This is a genomic window from Paenibacillus koleovorans NBRC 103111, assembly GCF_004000845.1.
GTDB classification, from domain to species: Bacteria; Bacillota; Bacilli; order Paenibacillales; family NBRC-103111; genus Paenibacillus_AA; species Paenibacillus_AA koleovorans.
The window spans coordinates 1-16,333 of the sequence record NZ_BIMA01000039.1; the positions used below are offsets into that span (position 1 = coordinate 1).

The following is a 16,333-nucleotide window of genomic DNA, read 5'->3' on the forward strand; positions in this document are numbered from 1 at the left end:
GGAGCTCAAGCAGCGTCTCGCCAAGGAGCAAGAAGAGAAGCTGCTGGCCCAGATCGTCAGCCAGCAAGAAACGTTCAGACGCCAGCTGGACGACCAGCAAGCGGCCCATGAGCTCGTGCTGCTGGGGCGCCAAGACGTCCTGCAGGAAGCCCAGGACGCTCATCAAGAGCAGCTCGACACGCTTGATCGCTTGCAGCAGGAGCAGCTGGATGAGTTTGCCCGCCAGCTGGCAGAGCTGCAAGAAGCTCACAACCATGCGCTCCATGACCTGCAGCATCGCAACGAACTGTCGCAGAGCGCGCTGGAGAAGCTGGCGGCGGATCTGCTGCGGACGCGCAACGAGCGCCAGCACGAAGCCGAGCAAGCGCTGGTCGAGCTGACGCGCTTGCAGGACAGCGAGCGCCAGCTGCAGGAGTCGCTCGACGAGAGCGAGCGCCGCCGACAGTCCGGCCAGCAACAGCTCACCGCTGCCCGCGAGGAGCTGCAGCAGGCGGAAACCCGCGTAGCGGCCGTATCCAAACGAGCGGTCGAAGAGACCGAGCAGCAATGGAAAGAAGCGCTCGACGAAGCCGAGGCCGAATGGCAAACCAAACAACGCAACCTGCAGGAGCAGCTGCATGAGGCCCAGCGGCTCGCGGAACGAGCCGAAGCCGAGCTGCATGCGACGCGCGAGCAGGCCGACGGAATACTTGAGGCGGCGAGCGCGCGGGCGGAGGCGCAATGGCTGGTGCGGCTGGAGTCCGCCGAGAGCGACTGGGAAGAGCGGTTCGAGCAAGCCCAGACGCGCATCCGCGAGCTGGAAGAGGAGCTGGAGCAAGCGCGCATTGCAGCGAGTGACTCGATCGAAGGCCAGCTGACGATGGAGATTGGCGCCAATGACGAGCTGGAGGCGAAATACAAGAAGCTGGAGCATGAGTACAACAAACTCAAAATCGAGTTTAACGAATGGATTGAGCTTGTCGAAATCGTCGAGAACAAGTAGATGCATGCGACCAATATGCTAGACATCATCGTGATCGTCATACTGGCGGGCGCATGGTTCCTCGGCTACACGCGGGGTTTCATCGCCCAACTGGTGTCTGTAGCGGGTTTTTTCATCGCCTATCTCGTTGCTTACTTAGGCTTCAAGCCCGTAGCCGCTGCGCTCGAGAAGGCGCTCCCTCTGCATGCATTCCAAGCAACCGAGCAATATGCGTTTCTAATCGAAGGCTTGAACCTGGACGTCTATTTATATAACGCGCTTGCGTTTACCCTGCTGTTCGTGCTGACGAAAGTGGGGCTTTCTTTTGCCGGCAAAATTCTGAACCTCATCGCCCGCGCTCCGGTAATCAAAACGGTCAACAAATGGTCCGGCGCCATCCTTGCCTTGCTGGAAGCGGTCCTGCTCATCGTCATCGGCATCCACGTAATGAGCGCGCTGCCTGCCGAGTCGGTTCAGAAGCTGCTGGCGGATTCCCGGGCGGCCGGATTCGTGATCGAGAACATGCCCGATGCTTTGCTGAAACTAAAAGAACTATGGAGTGACTCCTAAGCATAGGAGGAGGACGGTAATGCGCAGGGAGGCGCAGGTGGACGGGTCCTGTCCGTGGGCGTGGCACTCGGAGACGGCTAAGCTCAAATGCCGCTAACGATTTGGCCGTCGTCTAAGTATGGGGCCTCGAACAGCATGCCGTTCGGACCATGGGCCGGCAGCGTCGCCAAGCGGAGCAGCCCCGGTACGGCCGTACTCGGGTCGGCGCCGCTGGCTTGCATCTCGGTTTTCAGAATACCGGGATCGTACATATTGATCAGCAGGTCGCGGCCGCCTTCCTCGCCGGCTACCGAGCGCGTGAGTGATTCCAGCCCGGCTTTGCTGGCACTGTAAGCGGCGAAGCCGCCGGCTCCGTCAGGCGCCAACCCGGACGTAATGTTCACGATCCGCCCGTATTGCCGATCCTTCATAAAGGGCAAACAAGCTTTCATCATCAGAAAAACGCTTGTCAAATTATTAAGCAGCTGATAGTTCCACGCGTCTAGCGAAGTATCCAGCACCTTCCCCGTATCGAGGACGGCGGCGTTATTGATTAGGACGTCGATCCGTCCATAAGCTTTGATTACGATAGAGATCAGCGCATCCACATCCGACTCCGACGAGACATCCGCTTGTACGGCGAGCGCTCTTCCTCCGGCCGCTTCGATCTGCCTCTTCACATCCTCCAGCTTCGACACCCTTCTCCCGCACAACACGACAATCGCGCCTTCACGCGCGAATTGAAGCGCCGTTGCTTGGCCCAGGCCGGTTCCCGATCCAGTAATAATGGCGACGCGATTCTGTAATTTACATGCCGCCGGTTGTCCTACCTGATTTCCCACAATCCAAACCCCCTACTGTGATTAGCTCATGTCGGTCTACAAGTTGATTATACCAATTCCTTTTACTTAATTAAAGCGGCAAAGCTTAACAGGAGGACAGTGACAAAGTGTTCCGCGTCCCGTTACTTCCGCGCTAACCAAGGATACGTTCCTAGCACCCATACACCTGTTATAGCCCATCCGCTCACCAATTCAGCCATTCCAGCCATCAACCTGAGGTCTCTCAGACCCCTGCTCACGTACTCCCAGATACAGCCTAATCGATCACCCAACCCTACAAAAAAAAGCAGCCCCAACCGGAGCCGCTCCTAAACTGCATCTATTTAAGCTTCTACAACAATTTTCGCTTTCATTGTCATGTGGCCGTTGCCGCATGGCACGTTGCATTGAATTTCGTAAGTGCCTGCCTTTTCAAACTTGTATTCGACCGTTTTGTTCGTACCGACGTTCAAGTTTAGGCCGGTCGTTTGGAAGCCATGGGCGCCTTCGGTGCTGCTCAAAGTCACTTTGTACGTTTCGCCGGCTTTTACTTTGTATTCCGCTTGATCGAACTTCCAGTTGGTTGCGGTAATCTTGAGCTCTTTGGCAGCGGATGCCGGTGCGGCAGGAGCTCCGCCTGGGCTTGGGCTAGTGGTTGCAGGCGCCGATGCCGAAGGGCTTGGCGAGCTGCCAGGCTTGTTTTCCTTGGCGCAGGCGGCGATCGTGAATACGACGGTAAAAGCCATGAGTGCTACAATCAGTTTTTTCATATTACCCTCCTGTTATGAATGGGAAATCCTAACGCTCGCCCTTATTGTACACCATGTATGTACCCGGCCCCAAAGAAAGAAGGCCCATCCTCGGGGAGGATAGACCTATTTCAGACGATTTTTCATTACTTCGTCACAAAGCGCGAATTAGGTGGCACTGCGCTCCCTTTTTGTGGAATCGAAAGGAGTGCTGACCGGAATGAACAGATCGATGATCCCGATCACCAGAGCAGCCAGAATCGCGCCGAGAATGGAAACATGAACACCGCTGACGATAAATTGAGCGAACCAGATGATCGCGGCACTAACCAGAAAACCGACGATGCCCCGGCCGAACGGCGTGATCCGTTTGCCGAAGATGCCTTCGATAATCCAACCGATGACCGCAATGACGAGAGCGAGGAAAAACGCGCTCCAGAACCCGCCGATGCTGAAAGCAGGTACGATCCAGCCCACCACCATCAAAACGATCGTAGCGACGACCAGACGAACCAGATGGCCTAAGAAACTCATGGGAAACCTCCTTTATGTTACGGATTTATCAACCGCCGCCGCTATTTCCGTACGGACGACCATCAACAATCTTCCCAAAACGGCGATGGCGACGGCGGTGACCTTGTGATCCGTTCGGGATTAGTGTTTACGGATTCGCAGGAAGTATCAGTCCCACATCTCGGCAAAAATGATCGCCAAAAATCGTTATAAAGGAAGCGGGCATGGAAAGGGGCGTCTCCCTTCGGCTATAATAGACGGATAAGCCCTCGATATGCGACTTTGGCTTGACCCAGGAAGGGAGTTTCGAACGCAAGTGAATACAAAAATTTTACATACATTGGAGTTCGGCAAAATCATTCGCCGATTGGCGAACCATGCCGAAACATCGCTCGGCAAAGCCCAGGCGGAGGCGCTTCATCCGAGCTCGGACCTCGAGACGGTGAAGCTGCTGCTCCGAGCGACGGACGAAGCGGCCAAGGTCGACCGCCTGAAGGGCGGCGCGCCCTTCGGCGGCATCCGCGACATCCGGCCATCGCTGCAGCGGGCGCGTATCGGCGGGATGCTGAACGCCGCGGAGCTGCTCGACATCGCGAACACGACGTTCGGCGGACGCCGGCTCAAGCGGTTCCTGCTGGCGGTGCACGAGAGCGATCCGATCGCGAGCCTGGTTGCCGTGACGGAGACGATCGCCGACCATACGGAAGTCGACCAGCCGATCAAAGCCTGCATCGACGATCAGGCCGATGTCATGGACAGCGCCAGCCCGGAGCTGGCCCGGGTCCGCGTGGAGCTGCGGACGAGCGAGTCGCGGGCCCGCGACAAGCTGGAGCAGATGATCCGCACGTCGTCGATCCAGAAAATGCTGCAGGACTCGCTCATCACGATCCGCAATGACCGCTATGTTATACCGGTCAAATCCGAATATCGCAGCCATTTCGGCGGCATTATCCACGACCAGTCGGCATCAGGTGCGACACTCTTCATCGAGCCGGAAGCAGTCGTCACGCTGAACAACAAGCTGCGCGAGCTGAAGATGAAGGAAGAGAAGGAGATCGAGAAAATTCTTCTCCGTCTCACCTCAATCGTCGCCGAGCATCACGAAATGCTCGGGTACAGCGTGGAGGGCATCGCCGAGCTCGACTTCGTCTTCGCCAAGGCGGGACTTGCCCGCGAGCTGAAGGCTACTCTGCCGATGATGAACGACCGCGGCTTTCTCAAGATCAAGAAAGGCCGCCATCCGCTCATCGCGCCCGAGGCAGTCGTGCCGCTTGACATCGAGCTCGGCAACCAGTTCACGACGATTATTGTGACCGGGCCGAATACGGGCGGCAAGACGGTGTCGCTGAAGACGACCGGCCTGCTTAGCTTGATGGCGATGTCGGGGCTGTTCATCCCGGCTGAGGACGGCAGCCAGCTATGCGTGTTCGACGCGATCTACGCGGACATCGGCGATGAACAGAGCATTGAGCAGAATCTCAGTACGTTCTCCAGCCACTTAACGAATATTATTAGTATTCTCAAAGGCATGACGCCTAAAAGCCTCGTGCTGCTCGACGAATTGGGCGCCGGGACGGACCCTTCGGAGGGCTCCGCCCTTGCGATCGCCATCCTCGAAGAAATTCATCGCCTCGGCTGCCGCACGATCGCTACGACGCATTACAGCGAGCTGAAGGCATACGCCTTCGAGCGCAAAGGAATCATCAACGCGAGCATGGAATTCAACGTGCAGACGCTGAGCCCGACGTACCGGCTGCTCGTCGGCGTGCCGGGGCGCAGCAACGCATTCGCGATCGCCGAGCGGCTCGGATTGCCGCGGCGCATCATCGACACGGCGCGCGGTCAGGTCGGCGAGGACGACCTGCGCGTCGAGTCGATGATCGCCTCGCTCGAGGCGAACCGCGCCACCGCCGAGGCGGAGCGCCGCAACGCCGAACAGCAGCGCGCCGAGATCGAGGCGGTGAAGCGGCAGCTCGAGGACGAGCAGCGCCGCTTCCGCGAGCAGCGCGACAAGCTGCTCGTCCGCGCCGAGCAGGAGGCGCGCGACGCCGTCGCCAAGGCGCGCGCGGAAGCCGACGAGGTCATCCGCGAGCTGCGGCGGCTGGCGCTGGAGGAGCGCGGCGCGGTCAAGGAGCACAAGCTGATCGACGCCAAGCGGCGCCTCGATCAAGCCGCTCCGGAGCTGCGGGCGAAGGATCCTCAGTCAGCCGTCAAACGCAAAGCTGAGCGCGTCGAAGCGGGCGACGAAGTGCGTGTCGTCCACTTGAACCAGAAGGGCCATGTCGTGGAGCTGATCAACGACAAGGAAGCCATGGTGCAGCTCGGCATCATGAAGGTGAAGGTGCGGCACGACCAGCTCGAGAAGCTGAAGTCGGCCCCGGCGGCGAAGCCGCAGCAGCAGGTGTCCGCTACGGTCAAGCGGACGCGGGACGAGAATGTTCGCACAGAGTTGGATCTCCGCGGAGCGAACTTGGAAGAGGCGATCATGGAGACCGACCGTTTCCTCGACGAGAGTTTCCTGAACGGCTTCGGCCAAGTATATGTCATCCATGGCAAAGGCACAGGTGTCTTGCGCACGGGACTGACGGAATACTTCCGCAAGCATAAGCATATCAAGAGCTTCCGGCTCGGCAATTACGGCGAAGGCGGCGTAGGCGTGACGGTCGTGGAGCTGAAATAAACGATTTCCCAGGGCAAATATGGGGGCTGAAACCTTCGCTTCGGAATTGCGTATAAAAGGGTGTAACCGGAACAAACCACGCGCGTTGGACACGGATCAAATCCTTAACCATAACCGAATCAACATCAAACCAAATTTGCGGGAGGCATGAACAATGGGAATTTTCAAAAGACTGCGCGACATGACGATGGCTTCGATCAACGACTTGCTGGATAAGGCTGAAGATCCGGTCAAGATGCTGAACCAGTTTCTGAGGGACATGGAGCAGGACATTCAGGAGGCCGAGTCGGCCGTAGCCAAGCAGATCGCGATCGAGAAGAAATTCAAGCAGCAGCTTGAGGAAGCGCAAGAGATGGTATCGCGCCGTGAGGAGCAAGCGCTCAAGGCGCTGGAGCAAGGCAACGAGGACTTGGCTCGCCGTGCGCTGCAGGACAAGAAGGAGCATCAGATCCGAGTCGACGACTTCAAGAACCAGCATGCCGTGGCGAAGACGAATGCCGACCGCCTGCGCAGCCAGCTCGAAGAGATGAAGGACGAGTTCGGCAAGATGAAGAACAAGAAGGACTTGCTCGTTGCCCGTGCGGAAGCGGCGAAGGCCCAGAAGCATATCAATCAGGCGATGAGCGGCTTCGGTACCGACAATGCAGCCAAGGGCTTCGACCGGATGAGCGAGAAGGTGATGCAGCTGGAAGCCGAAGCGGAGGCTAGCAGCGACCTGCGTGCTTCGAATCGTTCGCTCGACGATGAGCTGAACCAGCTCGACAAGAACGACGGGGTTGACGACGAGCTTGCCGCTTTGCGCGCGAAGCTGGCTGAGAAGAAACAAAACTAGAACCGGCCTGACTCGAATACTATTGTGGTATACTGATAAGCAGAGAGACCGCGGGAAGCGATATATCCTCGGTCTCTTCAGCCTTTTGGGAAGGGCGCTGATAATCGATGGTTGAGGAAGTGGATGTGTTGATGTCGAATCCTTATTTGGAAACATTGGCTTTTTTCTCGGTTGCGATTCTGGCGTTGATTTTGTTCCTGGCGATTTTCGAGTTCGTCACGAAGTATAACGACTGGGCTGAGATCAAGAAAGGCAACGTCTCCGTCGCAATGGCGCTAGGGGGCAAAATCTTCGGGATTTGCAACATTTTCCGGTTTGCCATCTTGAACAACGACACGATTCTGCATTCCTTGATTTGGGCCAGCTTCGGCTTCGTGCTGCTGCTCGTCGCCTATTTTATTTTCGAGTTTCTCACGCCTGTGTTCAAGATCGACCAGGAGCTGGAGCGGGATAATCGTGCCGTTGGCTTCCTGTCGCTTGTGCTGTCGGTGGCCTTATCCTATGTTATCGGAGCGAGTGTGACTTAATCGGCATGAAATACTTATGGGGTACGTTATTTGCTTTGGCATTTGTATTTTTCGGCATCGGAGTTTATTATTTACTGAAGTAAATGTAGCGGAGGAAGAGGCAAATGAGCGACGATCGGCTAACGACGATATGTCCGTGGTGCTCGACGGAAATTGTATGGGACGAGGAGCTGGGACCGGAGGAGCAATGTCCGCATTGCTTGAACGAGCTGACCAATTACCGCAGCGTCAGTCTGTTCGATAGCGAAGAGGATGAGGCGGAAGACGAAGGCGATGCTCGGGCCACGATCCATGCTCACAGTCGGCAAGCTTCAGACGGAGACGACGAGGAGCTGTATACGATGTCGAACTACGAAGCGGTTGCACGCCATTTGCTGGACCGGCAGGACGTGTTCTCCGAATGCCCCGCTTGCGGCGAAGATATGCTGCACATCGGGGAATTGGAAGGCGGGCGTGTTGTGAAGCCGTCTTCGGCGCTGGCCGAATGGCCGGAACCGCTTCTGGGGGGCAAACTGCAGGTGGACGCATTCGTATGCCCGAGCTGCTTCCGGGTGGAGACCAAGTTGACCGATGAGTCCCGGATGAAGTTCGTTCGGCAGCTAACGAAGCAATTGGACGAATAGAATAGCAATCGCACATCAAACCAATTGCCGGTGATGAGGGAATTTGCCTCTGTCTTCCGGCGTTTTTTTGTGTTGGCTGGAAATGGCTGCCGGATGGGGATGTTTTCGCTGGAGCGGGGGAACGTTATAGGAAGTCGCCGATTGGCTGGCAATCCAGAACAGAACATAGGTGAACTTCATGCGCACAAAAGACCGACCTGCCGCTCGCTCGCGATGGGGCACACTTGGGCAGCGTCCGGAGGAGGACGGCGGGTACTTTCAGAACCGCGACCGTTCGGACGACCGTGATGGCGATAGGCAGACAGCCGATTGGAAGGATGAAGGCCGGAAGGAGCCCGCCAAGCAGGGAAAGGGTGCTCGATTGAACAGGCAAGCGTGGCTGCTGCTGCTCGTCAACGGCTTGTTCGCGGCGGCCAATGCATTGTCCGGCACTTTTGTGAACGTTTATTTGTGGAAAGTGAAAAACGATTTTGCGATGATCGGCTGGTTCGCCTTCTCTCATCAGATCACGATGGCGTTTACGTTTTGGCTGGCGGGCAAATGGGTCAAGGAAGGCAATAAGATGAACGCCCTGCGGCTGGGTGTCGTCAGCTCGGCGTTGTTTTATTTGTTCGTGCTGTTCCTGGAGCGGGCGGCGGCGGATTGGATCGTAGCGCTCGGCATCGTGCAGGGGCTTGCTTCGGGTTTTTTCTGGTTGGCCTTCAACGTCGTATATTTCGAAATCACCGACCCGGACAACCGCGATCGATTCAACGGCTGGGCGGGGCTGCTCGGCTCCGGTGCCGGGATGATCGCGCCTTGGGTGTCGGGCTTCGTCATCTCGCAGCTGCCGGGGAATGCCGGCTATCGCTGGATTTTCGGAGTCTCATTGGCCGTGTTCGTGCTTGGGGCGGTCGTTAGTTTTTTCCTGAAAAAGCGCAAGGTGGAAGGGACCTATGATTGGCTGCTCGGCTTCCGCACGCTCCGAGTGAGGGGTCCGTGGAGGCCAGTATTCGCGGCTCTGGTTGCCCAAGGCATGCGGGAAGGTGTGTTCGGTTTTATTATCGGGCTGCTTATTTACATTGCGACCCAGAATGAGATGCACATCGGCAATTTTTCGCTGATTACTTCCGCTTTGGCGCTTGTAAGCTTTTTCGTCGTCGGGCGATTTATCAAACCGGGATACCGCAAACGGGGCATGCTGGTCGGAGCCGCCGTGATGATAGGGGTGATTCTGCCCTTTTTCTGGAAATTGAATTACTCGACTTTGCTTATTTTCGGGATCGGAACGGCCTTGTTCATTCCTCTGTATGTCATTCCCATGACCTCCTCCGTGTTTGACTTGATCGGCAAAGACGAAGAGAGCGCCAAACAAAGAGTCGAGTATGTCGTCATTCGCGAGCTCGGGCTGAACGTCGGACGGATGCTGGGGACCTTGACTTTCATCTTGGTCGTCACTTGGACGCATTCTTCGCCGATGGCCATCAATTGGCTGCTGCTCGGCATCGGCAGTTCGCCTCTTTTGGCTTGGTGGTTTATGCGAGGTCGGCTTGCTCCGGTCCATAGGAAGGAAATCCGATAACCATACTGGAGATTGTATGGTATACTAAGGATACTTCTTAGGAATGGACGATGGAGGCGAGTGGGGAATATGAGTCGTAAACTGGTATCGAGCATTACCGAATTGATCGGGAATACGCCGGCAGTGAAGCTGAACCGGTTGACCGGACCGGAAGATGCGGAAGTGATTGTGAAGCTGGAATACTTCAATCCTAGCCGCAGCGTGAAAGACCGTGCGGCTTTTAATTTGATCGCGCAGGCGGAAGCCGACGGTTTGCTGGAGCCGGGCGCGACGATCATCGAGCCGACGAGCGGCAATACGGGCATCGGCCTGGCGATGAATGCGGCGGCCAAGGGTTATCGCGCCATTATGATCATGCCGGACAACTCGACCAAGGAGCGGATCAACATCCTGAAGGCGTACGGCGCGGAAGTCGTGCTGACGCCGGCGGCCGAGCGGATGCCGGGCGCAATCCGCAAGGCGGAGGAGCTGCGGGCGACGATTCCCGGCAGCTTCATCCCGCAGCAGTTCGAGAACCGCGCGAACCCGGACATTCACCGGCGGACGACCGCGCTCGAGATTCTCGAGCAGACGGAGGGCCGGCTTGACGTGTTCGTCGCGACCTCCGGCACAGGAGGGACGATCACCGGCACCGGCGAGGTGCTGCGCGAGCATCTGCCCGGCATCGAGATCCTCGTCGTCGAGCCGCAGGGGTCGCCGGTGCTATCCGGCGGGCAGCCCGGGCCGCACAAGCTCGTGGGCACGAGCCCGGGCTTCGTGCCGTCGATCTTGAACACGTCCGTGTACGACCGGATCGTGCAGGTGGCCGACGACGACGCGCTGCGTACGACCGTGGACCTGGCGCGGCTCGAGGGTATCCTCGTCGGGCCTTCGGCCGGCGCCTCCGTGTGGGCCGGCTTGCAGGCGGCGCGCCGCATCGGCCCGGGCAAGCGGGTGCTCTGTATTGCGCCGGACACCGGCGAGCGGTATTTGAGCATGGGTGTGTTTGGATAACAAGGTTTTGGAGAGGGGCGGACCTGGGGGTAACCTGGGGTTCGCTCTTTTTTATTTGTATCGGAGTCGTCCCGCACGCATCGGCACCGCATTTGTTGAGCTGAAAATAGTCGAGTAATAGCGAATATTTCAGTATTTTTTCAGAATGGTTCGATATGCTTAAGGTATTTGGGTCGAAAGACTCTTTTATCATGGGAGGAGAATGGTGGATGCAGGGGCAACTTTATGCGAGGCCCGCTTTAGCAAGGTTATTGGTATTTGTGTTACTACTGACGGGGGTAATGCCGTTGCTGTCGGCCAATCCCGCCAACGCGGATCCGGCTTTCAACGTGGATTCCTTCGGCCCTGCGCCTGCATCTGTCGGGGTATCGGTATACGGCGATTTGACAATTACGTTCGAGGAGCCGGTAACAGTAGTTTCGGGGAAGTTGATCAAGATCAAGTATGCGGCCGACGACATCACAGCGGAGACGATTAATACGAACAGCGGCGCGTTAACGGCATCGGGGTCGACAGTTACGATCAACCCGGTCTATGACCTTTTATACAACACGGCCTACTACATAGAGATCGCTTCGGGTGCCTTTAAAAATGCAAATGGCGATATGTACGGCGGCATTGCGGATAAAATAACGTGGACGTTTACCACGGAATCGCGCTCTGAAGTGACCGCAATTGACTCGCTTTCCTTGAAATCGTATATAAACAATTCTGCCGTCTCCACTATTCACTTGGTTGAAGGACGCATCTACGACTTTCCGGGAGGCACTATCTCGCGCAGCTTGCAAATCATCGGGCATGGCGCTGTAATTCGGGCCGGGGCCGGGGTTACGGATACGGTCGTCGGCGCGGACGGTGTCGTTGTAACCTACATGGGCATCAATTACGCAGGTGTACAAACCTTCATTCGAGTTGAAGGCACGGGGAGTCATTTGAAACTTAAAGATGTAACCCTGCAAAATGGGAGCAACAGCATCCACACCGTAATCAACGTGAAAACCGGCGGTTCTCTGACAATGGATAACACGACGCTACTTGATTTTCACAATAACCCTGTACCGGGCGACAACCTTAGTTTAGGGGTTCATGCCGAACCCGGCGCTGTTTCTACCACAATCAAAAATTCCAAGTTCGACAGCAGCAACGCTTTCCGCAACGCGATTGCTATTCGCAGCGGAGCGCTTGAAATTACGAACAATTCGTTTGAAGGAACCGATTACCCGCAACGTCTGCGTCAGTCCGACGGCTACGAGTATGCCATGTACATTTATGGAGGAGCAGGCAGCATTACCAATAACAAGATTACAGGTTACGACAGCACGACTCAGCTTGGTTATGTAAGTTCTGCTATTTCTGTTATCGGCTTCTATAGTACCAACCTCTCCATTTCCGGCAATTTGCTTCTGTACAATGATTCTGGAGTCGATATCACGCAATCATGGGACGGGGTTACGACTAACACGACGATGATTGTCAACGGTCAGAGTCTCGTTTCAAGTGACGATGCCTACCTCATCGGCGAGCAGTTGAGAGAATCGAATTCGCAAGACAACGTATCCATTTCCTTGGATCAGGGAGATACGACCCTTGTGACTTCGCCTGCCAACAAACAGTACTATACCGTAGTCGGCGGTTATCGATCGCCCGCTCTGACAGTATCGGATGTGACATACAGCAGCGCCAAGCTGAGCTTTCCGAGCGGATTGATCGACATCTTGAATGCCGCTACTTCAATTTCCTTGGAACAAAAAGTAGATTATGCAGCAGCTTGGACAGCTTTGCCGCAAACCTGGACAGGGGTGCCAACGAGCATAGACGTCTCGTTTGATCCAGGCCATATGTATCAATTCCGGGCAAAGCTTACACACGTGACCGATCTTTCGCCTCCGGACGCGATAACATACTCCAATTCCGTAGAGGTGAAAAGCCCAGGGACCTCAACACTTGTGGCTACACCATCGGGCGATGGAGCGGTGACATTGTCCTGGACGCCGGTCGAACGGGCAACAGGCTATAAAGTGTACCAATCCGTCACCTCCGGTGTGTACGGCTCGCTGATCGATACGGTGGCCGGATCGGTCTATGGCAAGAACGTAACCGGACTGACGAATGGAACGCTGTACTACTTCGTGATAGTAGGCCAGATTGACACGGTGGATGGGGCGTACTCGAACCAGGCATCGGCTACACCGTTGACGGTGCCAGGTGTACCTACGGGTGTTTCCGCTACAGCAGGTGACGGGTATGCATCTGTGTCCTTCACGGCGCCTGCATCAACAGGCGGTACTCCGGTCACCGGTTACACCGTAACTGTGTCGCCCGGAGGCCGTACCGTGAGCGGAACGTCGAGCCCAATCCGGGTCGACGGGCTGAGCAACGGCACGAGCTACACTTTCACAGTTGCAGCGGTCAATGGACAAGGCAGCAGCACAGCTTCGGCTCCGTCCAACTCGGTAACGCCTTCGGCGCCACCGTCACCGTCACCGCCGTCGCCGCCGCAGACTCCGGTTACGAATCCGGATACCGGTGTAGTCGTGTTAGTGAACGGCAAAGAAGAAAACGCAGGCACCGCCAAAACCGAAAAAGTCGGCAACCAAACCGTGACCACGATTACAGTCGATCCCAAGAAGCTGGAGGAACGGCTCGCCACCGAAGGGACAGGTGCCGTGCTTACGATCCCGGTCAATTTGAACTCGGATGTAATAGCCGGCGAATTGACGGGCGCGATGGTGAAGAGCATGGAAGAGAAGGAAGCCATCGTCGAGATCAAGACGGAGCAAGCTTCCTATCGCCTGCCTGCGGACCAGATCAACATTTCGGCCATTACCGGCCAGCTCGGATCGAATGTCAACCTGCAAGATATCAAGATTCGCATTGAAATCACCCAATCGGACGAGTCGTCCGTTAAGGCTGCAGAAGAGTCCGCCGACAAAATGGGCTTCGAGCTCGTGGCAGCGCCTGTCATTTTCCATATCACCGCTACCTACGGGAACAAAGAGGTCGAAGTCGACCGCTTCAACGCCTACGTAGAGCGCACGATTACGTTGCCGGCTCAAGTGGATCCCAATAAGATCACGACGGGCATTACGGGTGATGGGGCAGGCAACTTCTGGCATGTTCCGACGAAAGTATTTATGGAAAAGGATCGCTACCAAGCAATAATAAACAGCTTGTCCAACAGTGCCTACTCGGTCATCTGGAATCCGAAGCAGTTCCCGGATGCAGCCGGGCATTGGGCGAAGGAAGCGATCAACGACATGGGCTCTCGGTTGGTGGTTGAGGGCAAGAGTGACAGCGAGTTCGCGCCTGATCTATCGGTTACGCGTGCTGAATTTGCCGCCATTCTGGTCAGAGGGCTCGGCCTGAAGCCGATGAAGGGCAGCGCGCCGTTCAGCGATGTGAAGACGACCGACTGGTACCACGATGCGTTGCTGACCGCCCGCACTTATGGCTTGTTGGACGGGTTCGAGGACGGCACGTATCGCCCGACCGCGTCCATCACACGCGAGCAGGCAATGGTCATCCTGACCCGTGCGATGGGACTGACCGGACTCAGCAAGAAGCTTCCGGCGCTCGGCGCACAAGACGGACTAAGCGGCTTCCAAGACGCGGTTCTCATATCGGCTTGGGCGAAGGGCAGCGTCGTCGACAGCTTGCGAAGCGGTTTAACCAATGGGCGTGCCGCCAATGAGCTGGCACCGCTGGCGTCGATTACGCGTGCGGAAACCGCAGTGCTCGTACAGCGTCTGCTTCGTTTGTCGGAGCTTATCTAATAGCTGCAATAAAAGGCATCGTCGGGCTTCCGCCCTGCGATGCCTTTCTTATGGTTCCCCCTTTCTAAGGACGGAGACAACGGCCTCCATTGTGCTGGAGTCCGACTTTTCCTGACTACGGGAGGCACCCGCTAAATATAGGGGGTGCTCCAGTCCGAGTTTACCCGCTTACAGAGGATTTTTTACGCACCTCTCACAAAACCCCCCGCTCCAATTCGGCAAACTCGGACTGGGGGGCCTAATCTGTCTAGGAGCGGCCTTGCAGTCCGACTTTTTCGGACTGCATCCAGCGAGCGGTTACTTGGCGTTCGTGGGGGAGGGGCAGGTTGACAAGGAATCCGCCTTCAGGGCGACAGATTGGTGGAAACTGGGCCAGAGAACGAAAGTGGGCTACTAACAAACAAAAGTTTTCTAAATTGCGGGTCGGAATTGTTATAGTTGTCGTAGTAGTCGGAAAATAGTTGGGTTGGTCTCCACTTCCCTGGCACTTACCGAGGCACCCGAACATCCAGCACAGCAAAAAGCTGTTCGTCCAGCATGACGCGGAATGTCCAGCCCCCTTCGACCGGAACGAGAAAAGAGGTAGACACCCGAGTGAAGTCATCGTAGGCTTGCCCGACTTGGGCGAGCTCGACCTCCGGAAGCTCCATGTAAGTCAATCCGCTGGCTGTATGCACGGCTTCGATGCGAACGCGCTTCGTCTTCGCTTCGTCGAACGGGATGTATAAGTTCCACCAGCAGCCTGCCGCTTCGCCTGCATGATAATCACCGCCGGGAAATGCCTCGGCTACTTTGCGCCCCCCTTGCTCGTAAACGATCGGAGCAAGCTGCACGCCAGCTGGAGAACGGTCCACAGCGGAAGGAGGCCCTGATAGCTGGAGAACGGCGGCGACCGCAGCTGCCACTATGAGCAGCCCCGCCATGGCATAACCTGCCGCAGCTGTACGAATCATCCGCCAACCCGGTGGCCATATCATGCTCTTGCCGCCTTTGCCGACGCCTCTGCTTTCTGCTGAAACACGAGCGACAACCAGCTCCTGAAGCCGCTTGTTCATGCCTCCCGCCGCTCCGCCCGGCTGCTCCCGCAGCTCCTTGTACCAGGCAGGCACTCCAGCCTCTCTGCTTCCTTCTGTGTCTGACGATTTCATGACCGCATTCCCTCCTCGTCGTCCGTAGCTGTGTTTGCTTTGAGCTTAGCCCGCGCTCTATGAATGCGGGATTTGACAGTCCCTTCGGAAATGCCCAGCAGCTGGGCGATTTCCCGGTACGACAGCTGATAATGCGCCTCGAGCACAAGCGCCTCTCGCAGCTTGGGCGACAGAGCCATGACGCTCGCCCAAACCTGCTGCAGCTCCATCCGCTGCAGAGCTTCGTCCTCCGCCGACCGATGCCGCTCCTTGCTCGCGATCCAAGCGTGCAAGACGGTTCTCCGGAAAAAGGAGGCGCGCCTGAAGTTGAAGCAAGCGTTGCGAGTGATGCGCAGAAGCCAGGTACGGACGCTGGAGTCTCCTCGGAAACCGGCGAGATTCCGGTAGGCGCTCAGGAACACATCCTGGGACAAATCATCCGCCGCCTCCCGTTGCCCGGTCAACACATATGCATAGCTCCACACCTCGTTGCCGTACGTCTGCATCAGGTCGCGAAGCAAAGTGCCGGGGTCGTCCGTATGCGTCAGCCCGCGCAAATAATGCTCCTCCATCGAATCACCTCACCTTAATAGAACCGCAAGCAGCAAAAAAGTTCCCTTCCAA

14 protein-coding genes are annotated in these 16,333 nt (G+C 56.7%); 9 read left to right on the forward strand and 5 right to left on the reverse strand.

Annotation, left to right across the window (positions count from 1 at the left end):
• The coding region (locus PKO02S_RS32395) for a coiled-coil domain-containing protein (RefSeq protein ID WP_164821464.1) at positions 1-982 on the forward strand (982 nt) is incomplete at its 5' end.
• Entirely contained in the window at positions 983-1,531 is a 549-nt protein-coding gene (locus PKO02S_RS14760) for a CvpA family protein (RefSeq protein ID WP_127584092.1), read from the forward strand.
• A gap of 83 nt (positions 1,532-1,614) precedes the next feature.
• On the opposite strand, the gene PKO02S_RS14765 is transcribed toward PKO02S_RS14760, so the two are convergent.
• The 3 genes from PKO02S_RS14765 to PKO02S_RS14775 form a co-directional block, all read right to left on the reverse strand.
• Positions 1,615-2,352, reverse strand: a complete 738-nt coding sequence (locus PKO02S_RS14765) for an SDR family NAD(P)-dependent oxidoreductase (RefSeq protein ID WP_127584094.1) — start codon at positions 2,350-2,352, stop codon at positions 1,615-1,617.
• A 323-nt stretch (positions 2,353-2,675) separates the two neighbouring features.
• Positions 2,676-3,101 carry a cupredoxin domain-containing protein gene (locus PKO02S_RS14770; RefSeq protein WP_127584096.1) on the reverse strand — a complete coding sequence of 142 codons (426 nt, stop codon included), beginning with the start codon at positions 3,099-3,101 and terminating at the stop codon, positions 2,676-2,678.
• A gap of 147 nt (positions 3,102-3,248) precedes the next feature.
• Positions 3,249-3,614 (reverse strand): phage holin family protein, encoded by a 366-nt coding sequence (locus tag PKO02S_RS14775; RefSeq protein WP_127584099.1) that lies wholly within the window; start codon positions 3,612-3,614, stop codon positions 3,249-3,251.
• A gap of 295 nt (positions 3,615-3,909) precedes the next feature.
• Here PKO02S_RS14775 and PKO02S_RS14780 point away from each other — a divergent pair, with 295 nt between their 5' ends.
• The 7 genes from PKO02S_RS14780 (at position 3,910) to PKO02S_RS14810 (ending at position 14,582) form a co-directional block, all read left to right on the forward strand.
• Positions 3,910-6,273 (forward strand): endonuclease MutS2, encoded by a 2,364-nt coding sequence (locus tag PKO02S_RS14780; RefSeq protein WP_246067025.1) that lies wholly within the window; start codon positions 3,910-3,912, stop codon positions 6,271-6,273.
• A gap of 154 nt (positions 6,274-6,427) precedes the next feature.
• Positions 6,428-7,105 carry a PspA/IM30 family protein gene (locus PKO02S_RS14785; RefSeq protein ID WP_127584103.1) on the forward strand — a complete coding sequence of 226 codons (678 nt, stop codon included), beginning with the start codon at positions 6,428-6,430 and terminating at the stop codon, positions 7,103-7,105.
• Between the two features lie 107 nt (positions 7,106-7,212).
• Positions 7,213-7,632 (forward strand): DUF350 domain-containing protein, encoded by a 420-nt coding sequence (locus tag PKO02S_RS14790; RefSeq protein ID WP_127584105.1) that lies wholly within the window; start codon positions 7,213-7,215, stop codon positions 7,630-7,632.
• A 104-nt stretch (positions 7,633-7,736) separates the two neighbouring features.
• Complete coding sequence (locus PKO02S_RS14795; RefSeq protein WP_127584107.1) at positions 7,737-8,255, forward strand: hypothetical protein; 519 nt, start codon at positions 7,737-7,739, stop codon at positions 8,253-8,255.
• Between the two features lie 178 nt (positions 8,256-8,433).
• Entirely contained in the window at positions 8,434-9,816 is a 1,383-nt protein-coding gene (locus PKO02S_RS14800) for an MFS transporter (protein ID WP_127584109.1), read from the forward strand.
• Between the two features lie 69 nt (positions 9,817-9,885).
• Complete coding sequence (cysK, locus tag PKO02S_RS14805) at positions 9,886-10,809, forward strand: cysteine synthase A (RefSeq protein ID WP_127584111.1); 924 nt, start codon at positions 9,886-9,888, stop codon at positions 10,807-10,809.
• 260 nt (positions 10,810-11,069) lie between these two features.
• A complete protein-coding gene (locus tag PKO02S_RS14810; protein WP_164821465.1) occupies positions 11,070-14,582 on the forward strand; it encodes an S-layer homology domain-containing protein in 3,513 nt (1,170 codons plus the stop codon).
• 488 nt (positions 14,583-15,070) lie between these two features.
• Here PKO02S_RS14810 and PKO02S_RS14815 read toward each other — a convergent pair whose 3' ends face one another.
• Positions 15,071-15,730 carry a hypothetical protein gene (locus PKO02S_RS14815; protein WP_127584116.1) on the reverse strand — a complete coding sequence of 220 codons (660 nt, stop codon included), beginning with the start codon at positions 15,728-15,730 and terminating at the stop codon, positions 15,071-15,073.
• Complete coding sequence (locus PKO02S_RS14820; protein ID WP_127584118.1) at positions 15,727-16,281, reverse strand: RNA polymerase sigma factor; 555 nt, start codon at positions 16,279-16,281, stop codon at positions 15,727-15,729. Before PKO02S_RS14820 ends, PKO02S_RS14815 begins: the two co-directional genes overlap by 4 nt.
• Positions 16,282-16,333: the final 52 nt, after the last annotated feature.

Excerpts from the sequence above, each read along its gene's own strand:
- PKO02S_RS14815 (WP_127584116.1), bottom strand. The coding sequence starts at position 15,730 with ATGAAATCGTCAGACACAGAAGGAAGCAGAGAGGCTGGAGTGCCTGCC.
- PKO02S_RS14820 (WP_127584118.1), bottom strand. The coding sequence starts at position 16,281 with ATGGAGGAGCATTATTTGCGCGGGCTGACGCATACGGACGACCCCGGC.
- PKO02S_RS14785 (WP_127584103.1), top strand. The coding sequence starts at position 6,428 with ATGGGAATTTTCAAAAGACTGCGCGACATGACGATGGCTTCGATCAAC.
- PKO02S_RS14770 (WP_127584096.1), bottom strand. The coding sequence starts at position 3,101 with ATGAAAAAACTGATTGTAGCACTCATGGCTTTTACCGTCGTATTCACG.
- PKO02S_RS14790 (WP_127584105.1), top strand. The coding sequence starts at position 7,213 with ATGGTTGAGGAAGTGGATGTGTTGATGTCGAATCCTTATTTGGAAACA.
- cysK (WP_127584111.1), top strand. The coding sequence starts at position 9,886 with ATGAGTCGTAAACTGGTATCGAGCATTACCGAATTGATCGGGAATACG.
- PKO02S_RS14795 (WP_127584107.1), top strand. The coding sequence starts at position 7,737 with ATGAGCGACGATCGGCTAACGACGATATGTCCGTGGTGCTCGACGGAA.
- PKO02S_RS14760 (WP_127584092.1), top strand. The coding sequence starts at position 983 with ATGCATGCGACCAATATGCTAGACATCATCGTGATCGTCATACTGGCG.
- PKO02S_RS14800 (WP_127584109.1), top strand. The coding sequence starts at position 8,434 with ATGCGCACAAAAGACCGACCTGCCGCTCGCTCGCGATGGGGCACACTT.
- PKO02S_RS14775 (WP_127584099.1), bottom strand. The coding sequence starts at position 3,614 with ATGAGTTTCTTAGGCCATCTGGTTCGTCTGGTCGTCGCTACGATCGTT.